Genomic DNA, 20,436 nt, shown 5'->3' on the forward strand with positions numbered 1-20,436 from the left:
AAAAGATGATTTTAAATAAAAAATAAGATATCGCAGCAAACATGTTGCTGCCAAACAAAGTGATACAGAGAGAGGAATGAACGGATGGCAATTATAGATCAGAGCAAAATCAGAAATTTCTGCATCATTGCACATATCGATCACGGCAAATCAACGCTGGCAGATCGTATTATTGAGATGACGGGACTTTTAACGAGCCGTGAGATGCAGGCGCAGGTGCTTGATAACATGGATCTGGAGCGGGAGAGAGGTATTACCATCAAGTCGCAGGCAGTCCGCACGGTATATAAGGCGAAAGACGGTCAGGAGTACATTTTTAACTTAATCGACACGCCTGGACATGTGGACTTTAACTACGAGGTTTCCCGAAGCCTGGCGGCGTGCGACGGCGCGATTCTGGTTGTGGATGCGGCACAGGGAATCGAGGCGCAGACGCTGGCGAATGTATATCTGGCGCTGGATCATGATCTGGAGGTCATTCCGGTGTTAAATAAGATCGATCTGCCGAGTGCGGATCCGGAGCGCGTGGCAGCGGAGATCGAGGATGTGATCGGTCTGGAGGCGTCAGATGCACCGCGCATTTCTGCGAAGACCGGCTTAAATGTCGAGGCAGTTCTGGAGGAGATCGTGCAGAAGATCCCGGCACCGGCGGGCGATCCGGAGGCATCGCTGCAGGCGCTTATTTTCGACTCCCTGTATGATTCTTACAAGGGCGTTATCGTATTCTGCCGTGTGAAGAACGGTACGATCAAAAAAGGCACACGCATGAAAATGATGGCGACCGGAGCGGCTGCAGAGGTTGTGGAGGTTGGATATTTTGGCGCAGGTCAGTTTATTCCGTGCGAAGAGCTTTCAGCCGGTATGGTTGGCTATGTGACTGCCAGTATTAAAAATGTGCAGGATACCCGCGTGGGCGATACGATCACCGATCTGGACAACCCATGTGCAGAGCCGCTTCCGGGTTACAAGAAGGTAACGCCGATGGTATACTGCGGTCTTTATCCGGCGGATGGTGCGAAATATCCGGATCTGCGGGACGCGCTGGAAAAATTGCAGCTCAACGATGCAGCGCTCTATTTTGAGCCAGAGACATCGGTAGCGCTGGGCTTTGGTTTCCGGTGTGGTTTCCTGGGGCTTCTCCATCTGGATATTATCCAGGAACGCCTGGAACGCGAGTACAATCTGGATCTTGTGACAACGGCGCCGGGCGTTGTATACCGGGTGCACAAGACGAACGGCGATATGATTGAGCTGACGAACCCGTCAAACCTGCCGGATCCGTCCGAGATTGCCTATATGGAAGAGCCGATCGTGTCGGCGGAGATCATGGTTACGACCGAGTTTGTCGGTGCGATCATGACGCTGTGCCAGGAGCGCCGCGGCGTTTACCTGGGAATGGAGTATATTGAGGCGAGCCGTGCGCTGCTGAAATATGAACTTCCGTTAAATGAGATTATTTATGATTTCTTCGATGCATTGAAATCGCGCTCCCGCGGTTACGCGTCGTTTGATTATGAGTTAAAGGGCTACGAGGAATCCAAGCTGGTAAAACTGGATATTCTCGTCAACCGCGAGGAAGTGGACGCACTCTCTTTCATCGTATTCGAAGGTTCGGCATATGAGCGCGGCAGAAAAATGTGCGAGAAGCTCAAGGATGAGATTCCGCGTCATTTATTTGAGATTCCAATCCAGGCGGCGGTCGGCGGCAAGATCATTGCCCGCGAGACGGTCAAGGCAATGCGGAAGGACGTTTTGGCAAAATGCTACGGCGGCGATATTTCCCGAAAGAGAAAACTTCTGGAGAAGCAGAAGGAAGGAAAGAAACGTATGCGTCAGATCGGAAACGTAGAGATTCCGCAGAAGGCATTTATGAGCGTCCTGAAGCTGGACGAGGAATAATGGAATTATATATACACATCCCGTTCTGTGTCCGCAAATGCCGTTACTGTGATTTTCTTTCGTTTGCGTCCGATGCGTGCGTGCGGGAGAAATATGTGGATCAGCTGATCCGGGAGATTGAAAGCATTCCGGAAGAGGATGCAGGGCAGTGTCCTGAAAATGCGGCGCCGCGGCTAAACCTGACAGGGCGGACGGTGGAGACGATCTTTATCGGCGGCGGAACGCCGTCCCTGCTTCCACCATCGGCGATTGAGCGGATTCTGGCAGCCGTCCGGCAGGTCTTTCGGGTAGAGCCGGATGCGGAGATCACGATGGAGGCGAATCCGGGGACATTGACGCCGGATTCGGCAGCCGGTTACCGGAATGCAGGGGTCAGCCGCCTGAGTCTGGGGCTGCAGTCGGCTTCGGAGGAGGAATTGCGGCTTTTAGGGCGGATTCATACGCGGGAGCAGTTTTTGCAGAGTTTTCGTGCTGCGCGGGACGCTGGATTTGACAATATCAATGTCGATCTGATGTCGGCGCTTCCGGGACAGTCGGAGGAGAGCTGGCAGGAGACTCTGCGGTTCGTCTGCGACCTTGAACCGGAACATATTTCCGCATACAGCCTGATTGTGGAAGAAGGCACGCCGTTATATGAAGAGTACGGGGAGATGTGCGCGGATCTGGAAAAATACGGCGATTACGCCTCTATGCCAAAGCGTTTACAGACGAAGTATGAAGGCTGCAAATGTCTGCCGGATGAGGAGACAGACCGGAATATGTACCACCACACGAAAACAACGCTGGCGAAGCTGGGCTATGAGCGGTATGAGATTTCCAATTATGCCAGACCGGGCTATGCCTGCCGCCACAACATCGGTTACTGGACCGGTGTGGAGTATCTGGGGCTTGGTCTGGGGGCATCCTCGCTGGTGGGCGGGAAACGCTTTCAGGTGACGGCGGATTTGAACCGTTATCTGGTGTTTACGAAAGAAGAGCTGGCAGCGGGCGCGCAGTATGAGGAAATACACGAACTGAGCCGTCAGGAGCGGATGGAAGAATTTATGTTTCTGGGGCTGCGGCTGACCGGCGGCGTCCGGACGGCAGAGTTTGAACGCCGGTTTGGCGTGGCGATAGAAGCGGTGTACGGTGAGGTGATCGAGCGGCTTTTGAAAGAAGGATTGTTGGAAGCATCGGTCCAGACAGATAGCCATATCCGCCTGACTGAATATGGCTTGGATGTCAGTACCTATGCACTGGCGGAGTTTTTGCAATAAGAATAGAAATGTATGCCCGGAGTGCTTTTTGATATCTGTTTTGCGACGGCAGGAGGAATTTGGGTGTGCATGAAAATTTTGGAGGGTGAAGCATGGATTGCACGATACTGCAGTTTATAATTGTCTGTCCGATGGTATTTCTGGCAGGCTTTGTGGATGCGATCGCAGGGGGAGGCGGATTGATTTCACTTCCGGCGTACCTGATCGCCGGGGTTCCGACCCATATGGCGCTCGGAACCAACAAAATGAGTTCCATGATGGGAACGGCAATCGCGACCGGGCGGTTTGCCAAAAACGGTTACATACAGTTTAAGAAGGTGGTTTGGTTTATCGTGGCGGCGCTGATCGGTTCTTCGATCGGTTCGAACCTGACTTTGTTAGTCAGCGATAAGATTTTACAGTATATGATGATCGTGATTCTTCCGATTGTAGCATTTTATGTTATGCGGAATAAGAAAATGGGCGATGATTCGCTGGCGGGCACCCTGCCGGAGCGGAAATCATTTTTGATTGCGCTGGCATCCGCGCTGATCATCGGTATTTATGATGGTTTTTACGGACCGGGAACCGGAACTTTCCTGCTGCTGGTGCTCACAGGAGCGGCACGCTATACGATGAAAGAGGCGGCGGGTACGACAAAGGCGATCAATCTTTCGTCTAATGTGGCGGCGTTTGTCACATTTGTGATTCACGGCAAGATCATTTACACGCTGGGGCTGGCTGCGGCGATCTGCAGTATTTTAGGAAATTATATCGGTTCCGGCCTGGTATTGGGAAATGGACAGAAGATCGTGCGCCCGCTGATTCTGGTGGTGCTGGCGATCCTGTTTGTGAAGATTTTATTGGGAAATTAGAAAAGAAAATTAGAACGATTAGGCTGATTCATTCGTTTGACAGTTACTGTTCACGCATACGTGCCCAGTAACGGAATTTGCCGTGGCTTCGCATTTAAATACGGCAAATTCCTGCTGCCACCACGTTTTCTTACGGCACTTTCGGTTCCAAAAGTGCCTACCTGTGAACAGTAACATTTGACACATTTACAGTGAGAATGATGCAAAAATAGCTGCGTGATGAAATGTGAATGTTTGGATGATAAGTCGTTTCAATAAAGAGAGGTAACGAACATGAAATGGAAGAAATTTACGCTGACGACCACCACAGAGGCGGTGGATCTCATCAGCTACACATTGGATGAACTCGGCATCGAGGGCATTGAGATTGAGGACAATATCCCGCTGACCGAGAAAGAGACGAAGGGAATGTTCATCGACATTCTGCCGGAGCTTCCGCCGGATGAGGGCGTGGCGAAGGTAAGTTTTTATCTCGATGAGGATGATGATATCCCGGCGATGATGGCGAAAGTCAAAGAGGCGCTGGAAGAATTGAAGCCGTTTACCGATCTGGGCGCCTGCACGTTTGCAGAATCCGAGACGGAGGATAAGGACTGGATCAACAACTGGAAACAGTATTTCAAACCGTTTACGGTCGATCACATCCTCATCAAGCCGACCTGGGAGACAGTGCCGGAGGAGCACAAGGATAAGCTGCTGATTCAGATCGATCCGGGTACGGCGTTTGGTACGGGCATGCATGAGACAACGCAGCTTTGCATCCGCCAGCTCGAGAAATACGTGACACCGGATTCAGAGGTGCTTGATGTCGGAACCGGAAGCGGTATCTTAGGCATCACGGCGTTAAAACTGGGCGCAAAACACGTATTTGGAACGGATCTGGATGAAAATGCGATCACAGCCGTTGGCGAGAATCTGGAAGCAAACGGAATCGCACCGGAGCAGTTCAAGGTCGTACAGGGCAACATCATCGACGATAAAACAGTGCAGGACGAGGTAAAATACGAGTATTACGACATTGCGGTTGCCAACATCCTGGCAGACGTTATCATCATGCTGCAGAAAGAGATCCCGGTTCATATTAAGAAAAATGGTATCTTCATCACATCGGGTATCATTGATATGAAGGAAGAGGCAGTCAAGGCGGCATTTGAGGCGAACGATGCCTTTGAGATTGTAGAGATTACCCATCAGGGCGAGTGGGTTTCTGTCACAGCGAGGAAGAAATAATCATGTACCATTTTTTTGTGGAACCGCACCAGATCGGGGCGGAAGAAATCCGGATTGAGGGCGCGGATGTCAACCATATCCGCAATGTTCTGCGGATGAAGCCGGGTGAGGAGATCCTGATCAGCAGCCGTGAGGGCGGCGACTATTTCTGCCGCGTGGAAGAACTGGAACCAGAGTATGTTTCGGCAAAGATTCTGGAAGAATGGGAAAACAAAGAGCTTCCGGCGCGGATTCACCTGTTCCAGGGGCTTCCGAAGGGCGATAAGATGGAACTGATCATCCAGAAGGCGGTGGAGCTGGGGGCATACCGGGTGGTTCCGGTCAGCATGAAGCGATCGGTTGTCAAGCTGGATGCGAAAAAAGCGGACGCGAAGAGAAAACGCTGGAATGCGGTTTCTGAGAGCGCCGCGAAGCAGTCCAAGCGCAGCCTTATCCCGGAGGTGGCGCCGCTTATGACCTACAAAGAGGCGGTCAAAGAGGCAGCCGGGTACGATATGGTTCTTCTGCCATATGAGTCGGCGGATGGCATTCGGAAAACGAGGGAACTGCTGGCGTCGGTCAAGCCGGGTACGGATATCGCCGTTTTCATCGGTCCGGAGGGCGGTTTTGAGGACGAAGAAGTCGAGCTTGCCAGGGAAAACGGGGCGGAGATCGTAACGCTTGGAAAGAGAATTTTGCGGACGGAGACGGCAGGCTTGTGTATGCTGTCGGCACTGATGCTGCAGTTGGAAGTGTAATTGGAAAATTACAAAGGAGATAGAGATAAAAATGGAAGCCTATTTTGATAATTCAGCGACCACCAAGGTGCTGGACTGCGTAAAGGATGCGGTCGTTGATGCAATGTGCGTCAACTACGGAAACGCGGCGGCGAAGCACAGAAAAGGTGTGGAAGCAGAAAATTTGATTCGCGAGGCAAAGAAGGCGATCGCGGATACACTGAAAGTGCAGGAGAAGGAGATTCTCTTTACTTCCGGCGGAACAGAGTCGAACAATACGGCGCTGATCGGCACGGCGCTGGCAAACCGCAGAGCCGGAAAACACCTTATCACGACCGGTGTGGAACATCCGTCGATCTACAATACGATGTCATTTCTGGAGGAGATGGGCTTTGAGGTGACCTATCTTCCGGTCGATCATCTGGGACATATTTCTCTGGAGGATCTGGAAAAAGCTATCCGCGAGGACACGATCCTGGTGTCTGTGATGTACGTCAATAACGAGGTCGGAGCAGTAGAGCCGATCGAGGCGATCAGCCAGTGCATCAAGAAGAAAAATCCGAAGACATTGTTCCATGTCGATGCGATCCAGGCATATGGAAAATATAAGATCCGTCCGAAAAAACAGGGAATTGACCTGCTTTCCGTCAGCGGACACAAGATCCATGCGCCGAAGGGCGTCGGATTCCTCTATATCCGCGACGGTGTCAAGATCCGCCCGATTTTGTTTGGCGGCGGCCAGCAGAAAGGCATGCGTTCCGGTACGGAAAATGTGCCGGGGTGTGTCGGACTCGGCGTGGCAGCACGCGAGGCGTACAAAGATTTTGATGCACGCATCGAAAAGCTGTATACACTCCGGGAGCACCTGATTGCGGGATTGAAACCGCTCGGCGGCGTCACCATCAACGGCAGTGAGGACCGCACCAACGCGCCGCAGATCGTCAGCGCCAGCTTTGAGGGCGTCCGCAGCGAGGTACTTCTCCATGCGCTGGAGGACAAAGGGGTTTATGTATCGTCCGGTTCCGCCTGCTCGTCCAATCATCCGGGCATCAGCGGTACTTTAAAGGGAATCGGCGTGAAAAAAGAACTTCTCGATTCGACGATCCGGTTCAGTCTGGGTGATCTGAATACCGAGGAAGAAGTAAACTATGCGATCGGCGTTCTGGGAGAACTGCTTCCGGTACTGCGCCGTTACCAGATGAAATAAAATGGCTGTTTAAAGAATGGCTGCTCAGTTTTTTTGCGGGAAAGCAGAAGAATGACAGCCTGTTGTAGAAAGGGAATTCCATGTTTCATACATTTTTGATTAAATATGCGGAGATTGGCCTGAAAGGTAAAAACCGCTATGTATTCGAGGACGCGCTGGTGTCCCACATCCATCACTCGTTAAAACGTCTTGATGGAAAATTTACCGTAACCAAGGAGGCAGGGCGTATCTATGCGACCGCAGCGGAAGAATTTGATTACGATGAGGTCATCGATGCACTGAAAAAGGTATTCGGTATTGCGGCGATCTGTCCGATGGTCCAGTTAGAGGACAACGGCTATGACGACCTGAAAGCGAAGATTGTTGAGTATGTGGACAAAGCATACCCAGATAAACACTTTACGTTCAAGGTAAACACCCGCCGTGCCAACAAACAGTATCCGCATACCTCCGAGGAAGTCAACCGCGATCTCGGTGAGGTCATCCTGGACGCATTCCCGGAGACAAAGGTAGACGTACACAATCCGGATGTTCTTTTAAATGTGGAACTGCGTGCAAAACGTATCAACGTATACTCTCTGGTGATTCCGGGACCGGGCGGTATGCCGGTCGGAACCAATGGACGCGCGATGCTGCTTTTATCCGGCGGTATCGACAGCCCGGTGGCAGGATACATGATCGCAAAACGCGGCGTTACCATCGAGGCAACCTATTTCCATGCGCCGCCATACACCAGCGACCGTGCAAAACAGAAAGTAGTCGATCTGGCAAAGCAGGTAGCAAAATACGCAGGTCCGATCAAATTAAACGTAGTCAATTTCACAGATATCCAGCTCTACATCTACGAGCAGTGCCCGCATGAGGAGCTGACGATTATCATGCGCCGCTACATGATGAAGATCGCGGAAGAGCTGGCGAAGAAAGACGACTGTCTCGGACTCATCACCGGCGAGAGCATCGGTCAGGTAGCATCCCAGACGGTTCATTCCCTGGCGGTTACCAATGCAGTCTGCACACTTCCGGTCTTCCGCCCGCTGATCGGTTTCGACAAACAGGATATCGTCGATATTTCCCTGAAAATCGGTACCTACGAGACATCGATCGAGCCGTATGAAGATTGCTGCACCATCTTCGTAGCCAAACACCCGGTTACCAAGCCGGTCCTGCACCTGATTGAAAAATCCGAGCGCAATCTGGAAGAGAAGATAGATGCGCTGGTAAAAGAGGCGATCGATACGGTTGAGGTTATCCGGTGCTAGTCATATAAAATAGAGGATTTGGAGGAACAACGATAATCCAGAGAAGCCGCTGGAGCCGTTCTTCCAAATCTAAAAAAGAACCGCTGCAAAGCGCGTTGCTTAACAGCGGTTTTTTTCGTTTCAAACAGAACCATCTCGATCGTTCTAATGGTTGCTATACAATGTACGGAGCCAGTGTCGTTAAGATCTCGTCAATCTGGTTCTCAGAATGGATGTTTAAATCAATCGGTTTGGACAGATCCAGACTGAAGATACCCATGATGGATTTAGCATCAATCACATAACGTCCGGAAACAAGGTCAAAATCTACGTCGAACTTCGCTAAGTCGTTGACGAAGGATTTAACTTTATCGATCGAGTTTAAAGAAATACGAACTGTTTTCATGAAAAAAACCTCCTCTATCTACAATAATACTTTTATACTACAAAGTAATCTGACAAAAGTCAAGAGAGGATTCAATTTAAAGGAGATAAAAATGAGAAAAGCGGCATTCCACAATCTGGGCTGCAAAGTGAACTCATATGAGACGGAAGCCATGCAGCAGCTCTTAGAGGATGCAGGATATGAGATTGTGCCGTTCCGGGAAGGAGCGGATGTTTATATTATCAACACGTGTTCCGTGACAAATGTCGCCGACCGGAAATCGCGCCAGATGCTGCACCGGGCAAAGAAAATGAACCCGTCGGCGGCTGTTGTGGCGGTCGGCTGTTATGTGCAGGCAGCAGGCGCGGAGCTAAAAAAAGATGAGGCGGTCGATCTGATCGTCGGCAATAACCAGAAAAAAGATCTGGTACAGATTCTGGATGATTATTTTGCAGATCACGAAAATAGCGGTGAGATTCTGGATATCGGACATTCACAGGAATACGAAGAACTCCATATCCGCCGGATTGCTGACCATACGCGTGCCTTTATCAAGGTACAGGACGGCTGCAACCAGTTTTGCAGCTATTGTATTATACCATATACGAGGGGACGCGTCCGCAGCCGCCGCCCGGAGGACATCGAGCGCGAGGTGCGCGGGATTGCGGAAGCCGGATACAGGGAAATTGTCTTGACAGGTATTCATTTAAGCTCATATGGCGTCGATTTCAAGGATGAGCAGAAAGAAAATCTGCTGACTTTAATCAAACGTCTCGATCAGATTCCGGGCATTGAGCGCCTGCGCCTTGGTTCTCTTGAACCACGTATCGTAACCCGCGAATTTGCCAAAGAGCTGGCGAGTCTGCGGACCATCTGCCCGCACTTCCATCTGTCACTCCAGAGTGGCTGCGACGCGACCTTAAAGCGCATGAACCGCCGCTACAATGCTGCTGAATACCAGGTGTGCTGTGAAATTCTGCGGGAAGAATTTGACAATCCGGCGATCACGACCGATGTCATCGTAGGATTCCCGGGTGAGACCGAAGAAGAATTTGCTGAAACAGAGCGCTTCTTAAAAACGATCCATTTCTACGAGATGCATATATTCAAATATTCCCGCCGCGCAGGCACCCGCGCCGCCGATATGCCGGATCAGGTACCAGAAGGAACCAAATCTGTCCGCAGCGATATCCTGCTGGCACTGGAAAAACAGCAGTCCTTAGAATACCGCGGGCGCTTCCTCGGAACCGAAGAAGAAATCCTTCTCGAAGAACCAATCGAGATTGACGGAACCAAATACATGATGGGACACACCCGCCAGTATGTCAAAGGTGCCGTGCCATACGAAGAAGGATTGAAAAATAAGACGGTGAAGGGAATCTTCACGAAGGCACTGAATGAAGAGGTGCTTTTACTGGAAAATGAATAAAAGACAGGAAACGAAAAAACCAATGATACCCCCAAGATGGGATTCATTGGTTTTTTACATACATATAAAATTAAAAAAAATGACATAAATAGAATATATCGGCTTAACAAATTAATCAGTAAGCAATCAATGAACCCCAACGAGATCCTTAATAACTTCCCCAGCAATAATCAGTCCCACTACGGACGGCACAAAAGAGATACTCCCCGGAATCTGCCGTCTGGCGGTACAGCTGCGTGCGGTTCCCGGCGGGCAGACACAGTGGGAACGGCAGGAGATTGCCATATCATCGCCCGGAGTCAACGGTTTCTCTTTCGAATAAACCACTTTCAGTTTCTTGATTCCGCGTTTTTTTAGCTCACGCCGCATGACCTTCGCGAGCGGGCAGACGGAAGTCTTATAAATGTCAGTTACCTCAAAGGCAGCCGGATCCAGCTTGTTTCCGGCACCCATCGAGCTGATGATCGGCGTGTGGCTTGCCTCTGCCTGTTCTACCAGCATCAGTTTTCCCGTTACGGTGTCGATTGCGTCGATCACGTAGTCATACTGGGAAAAATCAAATTCCTTCGCGGTATCCGGCATGTAGAATGTCTTGTAGGTGTGGACAACCGCATGCGGGTTGATGGATTTGATGCGTTCCTCAGCGACATCGACCTTGTACTTTCCGATGGTGGAGGTGGTTGCGATGATCTGACGGTTGATGTTGGTTAAGCAGACCTTGTCATCGTCGATGAGATCAAGCGTGCCGACGCCGCTGCGCGCGAGGGCCTCCACCGCATAGCCGCCGACTCCGCCGATGCCGAAGATGGCAACGCGTGCTTTTGATAAACGCTCCATGGCATCCCTGCCGAGGAGAAGTTCCGTTCGTGAAAATGAATTTAACATATGATACTCCCTTGTAATATATTCTGTCAGTAGCTTCACAGTCACAACTGTGCTATACTAAATAATAGCAGGCTCTGTTTCTGAACGTTTTTTACCCATCAGTTCGGTATTTTATTGTAAAGGTGCGGTCTGCGTTTGTCAAGAAAGACATGAAGAAACGTAACAAAGTGTGCAAATAATCGTTACTGGGCACGCGTGCGTGAACAGTAACAACGGGCAAAAAAAGGTTGACAGATATTGCATAAAGTGATAATATACCTACTAAGCTGATAGGAAAAAGAAAAGGAGTGAAGATCATGAAAGCAGTCAATGGTTTTTGGATGAATACGATGTGTTGCAGCAATGTTTGTACCTGTATGGATCGATGTTGTTGTCGCATTTGTGTACGCGAAAACCAGAAAGCTGGACTTCGGTAAGCGGGGTTTCCGGGGAAAACGGGTTTCGTGAATCTTTTTATTCATAAGGGTTAAGGATATAGAAAGAGCGCATCCGCGTACACAGAAAAACAAGCAGGACAGGCGGCAGAAAAGCTGGATTGGACGGGCGGGAAATGTGTATAGAGGATGGGCTCTTTTCGCATTTTAAACTTCTTTTGGAGCGAGTTTTTCAAATTGGAAATGAGTTCTGTAAAAAAGAAGAATCTATAGAAATCTATAAAAATTAAAAAATATAAAAATCATCACAGATATTAGGAGGAAATCATCATGGCAAACATTTATAAGGGAACACTGGGACTGGTAGGAAACACACCATTAGTTGAGGTTGTGAATGTTGAGAAAGCGCTGGGACTGGAAGCAACGGTTCTGGTAAAACTGGAGTATTTAAACCCGGCTGGAAGCGTGAAGGATCGTATTGCAAAAGGCATGATTGAGGATGCAGAGAAGAGAGGTGTCCTGAAAGAGGGTTCTGTCATCATCGAGCCGACTTCCGGCAATACCGGTATCGGTCTGGCGTCCATCGCAGCAGCGAAGGGATATCGCATCATCCTGACGATGCCGGAGACGATGAGCGTGGAGCGCCGCAACATTCTGAAAGCGTACGGTGCAGAGATTGTCCTGACTGAGGGCGCAAAGGGCATGAAGGGCGCGATCGAGAAGGCAGAAGAGCTGGCAAAAGAGACACCAGGCAGCTTCTTAGCCGGTCAGTTTGTCAATCCGGTCAATCCGGCGGTTCACAGAGCAACCACTGGTCCGGAGATCTGGAATGATACCGACGGAAAGGTTGATATCCTGATCGCAGGCGTTGGTACCGGCGGAACTCTGACAGGTACCGGCGAATACTTAAAATCCCAGAATCCGAATGTGAAAGTCATAGCGCTGGAGCCGGCTTCCTCCCCGGTATTAAAGACAGGCAAGGGCGGCGCACACAAGATTCAGGGTATCGGTGCCGGATTTGTACCGGATGTACTGAACACTAAGATTTATGATGAGATTTTCGAGGCGGAGAATGAGGATGCATTTGCGGCAGCGAAACTTCTGGCACACAAAGAGGGCATTTTAGTCGGTATTTCCTCCGGCGCAGCCCTGCATGGTGCGATTGAGCTGGCAAAACGCCCGGAAAATAAGGGGAAAACCATCGTAGCGATTCTTCCGGACAGCGGTGACCGCTATTATTCCACACCACTCTTTACAGAGGACTAAGAGACTAATTATAGAAATAGGACTTCCCAGAATGCAGGGAGAGTGTTATAATTAACAGAAAATGAGTTACTGGTTACGTGCGCGTGAACGGTAACAAAACAGCAGAAAAACACAGGACCCGTTTGTTTGGCAGAGCACTGTCAGCGCGGATCCTGTGCTTTTGTTTCATTTCATGAGAATTGTGGTTACTGTACACAGGTAGGTACATTTTTTACATTCTTTTTCTTAAAGAGGATTTTGCAGATAACGGATACAGGAGAATATACAATGAAAACGATTACGATTGAGGAGCTGGAAGCGTTAAAGGATGCGGAGAAGACGATCGTGGACATCCGCCCGCAGGACCAGTATATGCGCGGAACTTTTCCGGGGGCGGTAAGCCTCCCGGCGTCCCGGCTGGAAGAGCAATATGAGGAAGAAACAGCCAGGTTAGACAAAATGCATCCAGTGTACGTGATGTGCCATACCGGTGAGAAGAGTCAGGAGTGGGTGCGTCGTCTGACCGGAGACGGATTTGACGCGGTCAATGTGGAGGGTGGTTACCGTGCGTGGCTGCGCCTCTCCCTGTCCCGCTTCGTAGGCGGAGAATCCGAGGCGGATCGAGAGGAAAAACGGGCGAGAATTGAGCAGAGTATTATAAAAAAATTCCGCAAGCCGATCTGGCGGGCGTTTACGCGGGCACTCAACACCTACGACCTGATTCAGGAGGGCGACAAGATCGCAGTCTGTATCTCCGGCGGCAAGGATTCCATGCTGATGGCGAAACTTTTCCAGGAATTGAAAAAACATGGAAAATTCCAGTTTGAAACCGTTTTTCTAGTGATGAATCCGGGCTACAATGCGGATAACTGGAAGATCATCCAGGACAATGCGAAACTTCTCGGCATTCCGCTGACGGTATTTGAGAGCGATATTTTCGACACGGTGGCGACGATCGAACAGAATCCGTGCTACCTTTGTGCCAGAATGCGACGCGGTCACCTCTATGCACAGGCGAAAGCGCTGGGCTGCAATAAAATTGCGCTTGGGCATCATTTTGATGATGTGATTGAGACGATCCTCATGGGAATGCTGTACAGCGGCAAGATTGAGACGATGATGCCGAAGCTGCACAGCCAGAATTTCGAGGGCATGGAGCTGATCCGCCCGATGTACCTTATCAAGGAAGATGCGGTCAAGGCGTGGCGTGATTACAACGGACTGCAGTTTATACAGTGCGCGTGCCGTTTTACTGAAAATTGCGTGAGCTGCGGAGGCGGACGTGGTTCCAAGCGCGATGAGATGAAGGAATTGATCGCCCATTTCCGCAAGGAGAGCGACGTGATCGAGAAAAATATCTTTAAGAGTGTCCACAATATCAACTTAAAGACTGTGATCGGTTACCACAAGGACGATTGGACGTACAATTTCCTGGATGATTATAATGATAAAAAATAACTTGCCGAATGGGGTAAAGTAGAGTAAAATAAAAAAGAGTAGTTTACCTGCACGCATGGATCCGCAGAGTGACAGAGCGCGGCGGGTATTTAAAAGGACGTGAAGACAAAATGGGTGATATCAGCAATACACAGTTTTTTAGAGCAGTACAGGAAGAGAAGAAGCTGGAGGCAAGCCAGGTTCTGGAACAGGTATATACAGCGCTGACGGAGAAGGGTTACAACCCGATCAATCAGATTGTAGGATATATTATGTCTGGAGATCCGACCTATATTACCAGCCACAAGAGTGCCAGAAGCCTGATTATGAAGGTAGAGCGTGACGAAATTCTGGAAGAGCTTGTGAAGGTATATATTGAGACGAAGCTTCAGTAAAGAGTGGATGCAGCACGGCAATTAAAAAGCGGAAGAGTAAACAGCTGGCGACAACAGTCCAATATCTGACGGGCTGCCAGCTTGTTTTGTTATGGAGAAAATAGAATATGAGAATTATGGGGCTTGATTTTGGATCGAAGACCACGGGAGTGGCAGTCAGCGATCCGTTAGGCATTACAGCACAGGGGATTGAGACGATCACACGGAAGGATGAGAACAAACTTCGCCAGACCTGCGCCCGGATTGAAGAGCTGATCCGGGAATACGAGGTTGGGACGATTGTTTTGGGGTATCCTAAAAATATGAATAATACGCTGGGAGAGCGCGTTGAAAAGACGCTGGCATTTAAAGAGATGCTGGAACGGCGGACGAATCTTCCGGTCGTTATGTGGGACGAGCGTCTGACGACGAATGCGGCGGAGCAGATCCTGATCGAGAGTGGAGTGCGCCGGGAAAACCGGAAGAGCGTGATTGATAAGATTGCGGCAGTATTGATTTTGCAGGGATATTTGGATTTACAGGCACAAGGAAAAGCGGAAGAATAAATTATCAGTGATAAAAATCAATGATTGAAAATAAAGAATAGAAGGAGAATCATAGAATGGGAAACCTGGATTCAATGTTAGATGAACTGAATAATATGGAAAACAGCATCACGCTGAGGGATGAGAACGGCGAGGAAGTGAAGCTGTATGTCCTGGAAGAGACAAAGTTAAATGGCGAGTCCTATCTGCTGGCAAGTGATACGAAGGACGGCGATGGAGAGTGCTATCTGTTGAGAGATACATCAAAGCCGGAGGATGCAGAAGCAGCTTACGAATTTGTGGACGATGACGGAGAACTGGAGTATATGTCCAAGGTGTTTGCGGAGCTGATGAGCGATCTGGGCGTTGATATCGAATAAAAATCTAAAAATCGAATTTTTGGAGGTGCATTGATTGAAAAAGGAAACAAATCATAATAAGGTAAAGATCATACCGCTCGGTGGTCTGGAACAGATCGGTATGAATATGACTGCCTTCGAATATGAAGACAGCATTATTGTAGTAGACTGCGGTATGGCATTCCCGAGCGACGATATGCTGGGAATCGATCTGGTTATCCCGGATGTATCCTATTTAAAGAACAACATTGACAAAGTCAAGGGCTTTGTGATCACGCACGGACATGAGGACCATATCGGCGCGCTGCCGTATGTACTCCGCGATGTTCCGGCACCGGTATACGGCACCAAACTGACGATCGGACTGATTGAGAATAAATTAAAAGAGCATAATATGATGAAGACCGTCCGCCGCAAGGTCGTAAAGCACGGACAGTCCATCAATCTCGGATGTTTTCGGATTGAGTTTATCAAGACGAACCACAGTATCGCAGATGCATCGGCGCTTGCGATCTTCTCCCCGGCTGGCATTATCGTCCACACCGGCGACTTCAAGATCGATTACACACCGGTATTCGGTGAACCGGCGGATCTGCAGCGTTTTGCCGAGCTTGGAAAGAAAGGCGTGCTGGCGCTGATGTGTGACAGTACCAACGCGATCCGTCCGGGATTTACGATGTCGGAGCGCACCGTCGGCAAGACCTTTGATTCGATTTTTGCAGAGCACAAGAACAACCGGATCATCGTTGCGACGTTTGCTTCCAACGTAGACCGTGTCCAGCAGATCATCAATACGGCATACCACTATGGACGTAAGGTAGTGGTCGAGGGCCGAAGCATGGTCAATGTCATCGGCACGGCGAGCGAACTTGGATACATTAATATTCCGGAAAATACACTGATCGACATTGAACATCTGAAAAATTATAAGAAAGAGGATACCGTCCTTATCACGACCGGCAGCCAGGGCGAGTCTCTGGCGGCCCTGTCCCGTATGGCGGCAGACCTGCACAAGAAGGTTTCGATCATGCCGGGTGACGTGGTTATTTTAAGTTCCACCCCGATTCCGGGCAATGAGAAAGCCGTTGCAAGAGTTATCAACGAGCTGTCGATGAAGGGCGCAGAGGTTATCAACCAGGATACCCACGTATCCGGACATGCCTGCCAGGAGGAGATCAAGCTGATGTACTCCTTAGTTCGTCCGAAATTCTCGATTCCGGTACACGGTGAGTACCGCCACCTGATGGCGCAGCGCAACCTGGCAATTTCAATGGGCATTCCGAAGGAAAATGTCATCCTGATGCGCTCAGGTGATGTGATCGAGATCGGGGACGAAGGCTACCGTGTTGCCGACCATGTACAGGCGGGCGGCATCCTGGTCGATGGTCTGGGCATCGGTGATGTCGGAAATATCGTTCTGCGCGACCGCCAGAACCTGGCACAGAATGGTATCATTATTGTGGTACTGACGTTGGAGAAATACAGCAACCAGCTCTTAGCGGGACCGGATATCGTGTCCCGAGGTTTCGTCTATGTGCGTGAGTCCGAGGATCTGATGGAAGAGGCACAGAGAATCGTGGATGAAGCCGTACAAGGCTGTCTTGAGAAGCACGTGAGCGACTGGGGCAAGATCAAGAACATTATCCGCGACAGCCTGAGTGATTTCCTATGGAAGAAGATGAAGAGAAATCCGATGATTCTTCCGATCATCATGGAAGTGTAGAAGACTGCAAAAGCAGCACGGAGGTGGAATATGAGCCGGACATCTGGGGAACCCCATATCGCAGTATCAATTCTGGACAGTGTGTTCCGGATCGTTTTTTTGGTACTGACACTGTTTCTGCTCTATGAGGGCGCAACGAAGGGTTACTGGCTGGGGCATGAGATATTTAACCCGACCGCAGTTGAGGCAGAGCCGGGAAGAATGAGAACGGTTACCATCGAGGAAAGCGAAAGCACCTCCGAGGCAGGCGAAGCGCTGGAACGCGTCGGTTTGATTCAAAGCCGCGTGGTCTTTGTGCTGCAGGCAAAGATTTATGAATACAAGATATATCCGGGAACCTATCAGTTCAGCACCGCCCAGACTTCTCTGGAGATGCTGAAGGAGATGGATGAGGCGGCAGCTTCTGCCGCCAGCCCGGAGGAGGATAAAAGTGATAGTAAATGACAGAATTACCGCCTATATCCAGTCGTTGGACGCGGGCAACGGACCGCTGCTCGACTCGATAGAGGAAGAAGCGCTGGCTGACTGCGTGCCGATCATCCGCAGGGAGACCTCCGCATTTCTGAAAACACTGATTGCTCTCAAGCGCCCGCAGTCGATTCTGGAGGTAGGAACGGCTGTGGGCTATTCGGCTTTACTGATGAGCCGTGTGATGCCGGAAAACTGCCGGATCACGACGATTGAGAAGTACGAAAAAAGAATACCGATTGCCAAGCGCAATTTTGAAAGGGCAGGAAAAGAGCCGTGCATTACTTTACTGGAAGGCGATGCGGAAGAGATACTGGGGACGCTTTCCGGCCCTTATGATTTTATATTTATGGATGCGGCTAAGGGGCAGTATATGCACTGGCTGCCTCAGATTTTGCGTCTGCTGCCGTCCGGCGGCGTTCTTCTGTCGGACAATGTCTTACAGGACGGCGATATCGTGGAATCCCGCTATGCGGTCGAGCGCCGCAACCGGACGATCCACACGCGGATGCGCGATTATTTATATGAACTGACACACATGAAAGAATTTGAGACGTCTGTCATTCCGATCGGGGATGGCGTGGCGTTAAGTGTAAAGCGATAAAAGAAAGGAAAAACATGAGAAAACTGGAACTTTTAATCCCGGCGGGCAGCCTGGACGTCCTCAAGACGGCGGTCCTTTACGGAGCCGATGCGGTCTATCTGGGCGGCGAGGCGTTTGGTCTGCGGGCAAAGGCAAAGAATTTTACGAACGAAGAGATCAAAGAGGGCATTGCGTTCGCCCATGAGCGCGGCGTCAAAGTATATATTACAGCAAATATTTTTGCACATAATGATGATTTAGCCGGTGTGGAAGAATATTTCACAGAACTGAAAGAAATCAAGCCGGATGCGCTGATTATTTCCGATCCGGGTGTTTTTGAGATTGCCAGACGCATTCTCCCGGAGATGGAGATCCATATCAGCACACAGGCAAATAATACAAACTACGGGACGTTCCTTTTCTGGTATAAACAGGGCGCGAAGCGCGTGGTAACGGCGCGGGAGCTGTCCTTGAAGGAGATTCGCGAGATCCGCGAACATATTCCGGAGGATATGGAGATCGAGAGCTTCATCCACGGAGCGATGTGCATTTCCTATTCAGGACGATGTCTTCTCAGCAATTTTCTGACGGGGCGCGACGCGAACCAGGGCGCCTGTACTCATCCGTGCCGCTGGAAATATGCGGTGGCGGAGGAGACAAGACCGGGCGAGTGGATGCCGGTCTATGAAAATGAGCGCGGCAGCTATATTTTCAACTCCCGCGACCTGTGCATGATTGAGCACATTCCGGAGATGGTCGAAGCAGGAATCGACAGCTTCAAGATCGAGGGACGCATGAAGACAGCACTCTATGTGGCAACCGTGGCGAGAACCTACCGAATCGCAATCGACGATTATCTGGAAAGCCCGGAAAAATACCAGTCCAAGATGGAGTGGTATAAGAGTGAGATCCGCAAATGTACCCACCGGGAATACATCACTGGATTTTATTTCCATAAACCGGGTACCGAGTCGCAGGTATACGGAAGCAATACTTATGTAAAACCGTACACCTATCTGGGAACGGTCGGCGCTGTGCGCGGGGATGGCCTGGTTCATCTGGAGCAGAAGAATAAATTCAGCGTGGGAGAGACGATCGAGATCATGAAGCCGGACGGACGTAACCTGCGTGTGGAAGTGAAAGGCATCTTTACCGAGGATGGAACCGCGCAGGAGAGCGCACCGCACCCGAAGCAGCAGCTCTGGGTAGACTTAGGCGGCATGGCAAAGCCGCAGGATATCCTGCGGCGTGAGGACGAAGCGCTGGATTTGTAAAGGTGCGGCTGGATGGACATCAGGAGGATGACAGATGGTTTGGTTTTTAGGAGGAACGGCGGTCCTGTGCCTGTTATATTATATCATAATTGTTATTTATTCAGGTGTTTCGACTTCGTTTGCCTTGATCTGGCCCTGCTTGGCGATCTTTTTGGGACTTTTGGCGGCTGGATGGTGGTTTGGCAGCCAGCATGAGGGCAGAATCCCCGTGTGGATCGGCGTTTCCGTCGGGACAGTATGTGCGGCGGGATTTCTGATTCTGGTGATCACGGAGGTTTTGATCGGCTGGAGCGCCATTACGGCGACGGGACAGCCGGCGGACTATGTGATCGTGCTGGGAGCACGTGTGCGCGGCACCAGGATCAGCAATTCCCTAAAGCAGCGTCTGGATCGGGCGATCGAGTATTCGGAGGAATATCCGAACACGGTTCTGGTGCTTTCCGGCGGAAAAGGTCCGGGCGAGGAGATCAGCGAGGCGCGGGCGATGTACGAATATTTACAGTACAACGGGATTCCGGAGGATAAGCTGCTGATTGAAGACCAGTCCTCCGACACGGTGCAGAACATCGAGTTCAGCCGGACGGTGATCGACCGGCAGGAATACAACAAGGCGCAGGCGGCGCGGGCGCACCTGATGGAGTTTTACCGTGAGCGCCCGGACGGCGATACCATCCGGATCGGGATTCTGACGAGCAATTACCATGTGTTCCGGGCGGAGGCGATCGCGCGCAGACAGGAGATCGAGCCGGTCGGCGTGGCAGCTGCGTGCGACCCGGTGCTGGCGGTGCACCTGTGGCTGCGGGAGGCATTTGCCGTACTAAAAGACAAATTTATGGGAAGACTGTAAAAAAAGAAGAAAAAAAGGTGCGATTCAACGTTACTGTTCACGTATGCGTGAACAGTAACGATTCAACAGATGTCTGTATGCGCTGTGGAATCGTTTTAGAGAAAGGAA

General features: G+C 50.4%; 20 protein-coding genes. 18 read left to right on the forward strand and 2 right to left on the reverse strand.

Annotated elements, in window-relative coordinates; translation table 11 throughout:
* The first annotated feature begins 84 nt into the window (after positions 1-84).
* The 7 genes from lepA (at position 85) to thiI (ending at position 8,421) form a co-directional block, all read left to right on the forward strand.
* A complete protein-coding gene (lepA, locus tag DWZ76_RS08720) occupies positions 85-1,899 on the forward strand; it encodes a translation elongation factor 4 (RefSeq protein WP_022359720.1) in 1,815 nt (604 codons plus the stop codon).
* Positions 1,899-3,155: a radical SAM family heme chaperone HemW gene (gene hemW / locus DWZ76_RS08725; RefSeq protein WP_118472450.1), complete on the forward strand. Its 1,257-nt coding sequence runs from the start codon at positions 1,899-1,901 to the stop codon at positions 3,153-3,155. The genes lepA and hemW overlap by 1 nt, the downstream gene beginning before the upstream one ends.
* Positions 3,156-3,247: 92 nt before the next feature.
* Positions 3,248-4,009 carry a TSUP family transporter gene (locus DWZ76_RS08730; protein ID WP_107001602.1) on the forward strand — a complete coding sequence of 254 codons (762 nt, stop codon included), beginning with the start codon at positions 3,248-3,250 and terminating at the stop codon, positions 4,007-4,009.
* 273 nt (positions 4,010-4,282) lie between these two features.
* Positions 4,283-5,239, forward strand: a complete 957-nt coding sequence (gene prmA, locus DWZ76_RS08735; protein ID WP_022359722.1) for a 50S ribosomal protein L11 methyltransferase — start codon at positions 4,283-4,285, stop codon at positions 5,237-5,239.
* Between the two features lie 2 nt (positions 5,240-5,241).
* Complete coding sequence (locus DWZ76_RS08740; protein ID WP_117795082.1) at positions 5,242-5,976, forward strand: 16S rRNA (uracil(1498)-N(3))-methyltransferase; 735 nt, start codon at positions 5,242-5,244, stop codon at positions 5,974-5,976.
* Between the two features lie 31 nt (positions 5,977-6,007).
* A complete protein-coding gene (locus DWZ76_RS08745) occupies positions 6,008-7,162 on the forward strand; it encodes a cysteine desulfurase family protein (protein WP_118472451.1) in 1,155 nt (384 codons plus the stop codon).
* Positions 7,163-7,242: 80 nt separating this feature from the next.
* On the forward strand, positions 7,243-8,421 hold the full coding sequence (gene thiI / locus DWZ76_RS08750) for a tRNA uracil 4-sulfurtransferase ThiI (RefSeq protein WP_117795086.1): 1,179 nt from the start codon (positions 7,243-7,245) through the stop codon (positions 8,419-8,421).
* Between the two features lie 154 nt (positions 8,422-8,575).
* On the opposite strand, the gene DWZ76_RS08755 is transcribed toward thiI, so the two are convergent.
* Positions 8,576-8,806, reverse strand: a complete 231-nt coding sequence (locus tag DWZ76_RS08755) for an HPr family phosphocarrier protein (RefSeq protein WP_022359725.1) — start codon at positions 8,804-8,806, stop codon at positions 8,576-8,578.
* Positions 8,807-8,897: 91 nt separating this feature from the next.
* Here DWZ76_RS08755 and mtaB point away from each other — a divergent pair, with 91 nt between their 5' ends.
* The gene (gene mtaB, locus DWZ76_RS08760) at positions 8,898-10,214 is read left to right on the forward strand and encodes a tRNA (N(6)-L-threonylcarbamoyladenosine(37)-C(2))-methylthiotransferase MtaB (RefSeq protein ID WP_107001597.1); all 1,317 of its coding nucleotides are present in this window, start codon (positions 8,898-8,900) and stop codon (positions 10,212-10,214) included.
* A gap of 126 nt (positions 10,215-10,340) precedes the next feature.
* Here the strand turns inward: mtaB and DWZ76_RS08765 are convergent, their stop codons facing one another.
* Positions 10,341-11,099: a tRNA threonylcarbamoyladenosine dehydratase gene (locus DWZ76_RS08765; protein ID WP_107001596.1), complete on the reverse strand. Its 759-nt coding sequence runs from the start codon at positions 11,097-11,099 to the stop codon at positions 10,341-10,343.
* Positions 11,100-11,803: 704 nt separating this feature from the next.
* Between DWZ76_RS08765 and cysK the strand changes: the two genes are divergently transcribed.
* The 10 genes from cysK (at position 11,804) to DWZ76_RS08815 (ending at position 20,328) form a co-directional block, all read left to right on the forward strand.
* Entirely contained in the window at positions 11,804-12,739 is a 936-nt protein-coding gene (gene cysK, locus DWZ76_RS08770; RefSeq protein WP_118472452.1) for a cysteine synthase A, read from the forward strand.
* 267 nt (positions 12,740-13,006) lie between these two features.
* Positions 13,007-14,176 carry an ATP-binding protein gene (locus DWZ76_RS08775; RefSeq protein ID WP_107001594.1) on the forward strand — a complete coding sequence of 390 codons (1,170 nt, stop codon included), beginning with the start codon at positions 13,007-13,009 and terminating at the stop codon, positions 14,174-14,176.
* A 110-nt stretch (positions 14,177-14,286) separates the two neighbouring features.
* A complete protein-coding gene (locus tag DWZ76_RS08780) occupies positions 14,287-14,550 on the forward strand; it encodes an IreB family regulatory phosphoprotein (RefSeq protein WP_022359731.1) in 264 nt (87 codons plus the stop codon).
* Between the two features lie 107 nt (positions 14,551-14,657).
* Positions 14,658-15,095, forward strand: coding sequence for a Holliday junction resolvase RuvX (ruvX, locus tag DWZ76_RS08785; RefSeq protein ID WP_118293431.1), 438 nt, complete (start codon positions 14,658-14,660; stop codon positions 15,093-15,095).
* Positions 15,096-15,151: 56 nt separating this feature from the next.
* Entirely contained in the window at positions 15,152-15,454 is a 303-nt protein-coding gene (locus DWZ76_RS08790; RefSeq protein ID WP_107001592.1) for a DUF1292 domain-containing protein, read from the forward strand.
* A gap of 34 nt (positions 15,455-15,488) precedes the next feature.
* Positions 15,489-17,156: a ribonuclease J gene (locus DWZ76_RS08795; RefSeq protein WP_022359733.1), complete on the forward strand. Its 1,668-nt coding sequence runs from the start codon at positions 15,489-15,491 to the stop codon at positions 17,154-17,156.
* A gap of 30 nt (positions 17,157-17,186) precedes the next feature.
* A complete protein-coding gene (locus DWZ76_RS08800; RefSeq protein WP_118472453.1) occupies positions 17,187-17,600 on the forward strand; it encodes an aminodeoxychorismate lyase in 414 nt (137 codons plus the stop codon).
* Complete coding sequence (locus DWZ76_RS08805) at positions 17,587-18,228, forward strand: O-methyltransferase (RefSeq protein ID WP_022359735.1); 642 nt, start codon at positions 17,587-17,589, stop codon at positions 18,226-18,228. Before DWZ76_RS08800 ends, DWZ76_RS08805 begins: the two co-directional genes overlap by 14 nt.
* 14 nt (positions 18,229-18,242) lie before the next feature.
* Positions 18,243-19,481: a U32 family peptidase gene (locus tag DWZ76_RS08810; protein ID WP_118467416.1), complete on the forward strand. Its 1,239-nt coding sequence runs from the start codon at positions 18,243-18,245 to the stop codon at positions 19,479-19,481.
* 34 nt (positions 19,482-19,515) lie between these two features.
* A complete protein-coding gene (locus DWZ76_RS08815; protein ID WP_118472454.1) occupies positions 19,516-20,328 on the forward strand; it encodes a YdcF family protein in 813 nt (270 codons plus the stop codon).
* The last annotated feature ends 108 nt before the right edge of the window (positions 20,329-20,436 follow it).

The sequence above is a fragment of the Clostridium sp. AF35-15 genome (assembly GCF_003477745.1).
Lineage (GTDB): Bacteria > Bacillota > Clostridia > Lachnospirales > Lachnospiraceae > Otoolea > Otoolea fessa.

Excerpts from the sequence above, each read along its gene's own strand:
- DWZ76_RS08775 (WP_107001594.1), top strand. The coding sequence starts at position 13,007 with ATGAAAACGATTACGATTGAGGAGCTGGAAGCGTTAAAGGATGCGGAG.
- DWZ76_RS08730 (WP_107001602.1), top strand. The coding sequence starts at position 3,248 with ATGGATTGCACGATACTGCAGTTTATAATTGTCTGTCCGATGGTATTT.
- DWZ76_RS08755 (WP_022359725.1), bottom strand. The coding sequence starts at position 8,806 with ATGAAAACAGTTCGTATTTCTTTAAACTCGATCGATAAAGTTAAATCC.
- ruvX (WP_118293431.1), top strand. The coding sequence starts at position 14,658 with ATGAGAATTATGGGGCTTGATTTTGGATCGAAGACCACGGGAGTGGCA.
- DWZ76_RS08800 (WP_118472453.1), top strand. The coding sequence starts at position 17,187 with ATGAGCCGGACATCTGGGGAACCCCATATCGCAGTATCAATTCTGGAC.
- prmA (WP_022359722.1), top strand. The coding sequence starts at position 4,283 with ATGAAATGGAAGAAATTTACGCTGACGACCACCACAGAGGCGGTGGAT.
- thiI (WP_117795086.1), top strand. The coding sequence starts at position 7,243 with ATGTTTCATACATTTTTGATTAAATATGCGGAGATTGGCCTGAAAGGT.
- DWZ76_RS08815 (WP_118472454.1), top strand. The coding sequence starts at position 19,516 with ATGGTTTGGTTTTTAGGAGGAACGGCGGTCCTGTGCCTGTTATATTAT.
- mtaB (WP_107001597.1), top strand. The coding sequence starts at position 8,898 with ATGAGAAAAGCGGCATTCCACAATCTGGGCTGCAAAGTGAACTCATAT.
- lepA (WP_022359720.1), top strand. The coding sequence starts at position 85 with ATGGCAATTATAGATCAGAGCAAAATCAGAAATTTCTGCATCATTGCA.
- hemW (WP_118472450.1), top strand. The coding sequence starts at position 1,899 with ATGGAATTATATATACACATCCCGTTCTGTGTCCGCAAATGCCGTTAC.
- DWZ76_RS08810 (WP_118467416.1), top strand. The coding sequence starts at position 18,243 with ATGAGAAAACTGGAACTTTTAATCCCGGCGGGCAGCCTGGACGTCCTC.
- cysK (WP_118472452.1), top strand. The coding sequence starts at position 11,804 with ATGGCAAACATTTATAAGGGAACACTGGGACTGGTAGGAAACACACCA.
- DWZ76_RS08780 (WP_022359731.1), top strand. The coding sequence starts at position 14,287 with ATGGGTGATATCAGCAATACACAGTTTTTTAGAGCAGTACAGGAAGAG.
- DWZ76_RS08790 (WP_107001592.1), top strand. The coding sequence starts at position 15,152 with ATGGGAAACCTGGATTCAATGTTAGATGAACTGAATAATATGGAAAAC.
- DWZ76_RS08745 (WP_118472451.1), top strand. The coding sequence starts at position 6,008 with ATGGAAGCCTATTTTGATAATTCAGCGACCACCAAGGTGCTGGACTGC.
- DWZ76_RS08740 (WP_117795082.1), top strand. The coding sequence starts at position 5,242 with ATGTACCATTTTTTTGTGGAACCGCACCAGATCGGGGCGGAAGAAATC.
- DWZ76_RS08765 (WP_107001596.1), bottom strand. The coding sequence starts at position 11,099 with ATGTTAAATTCATTTTCACGAACGGAACTTCTCCTCGGCAGGGATGCC.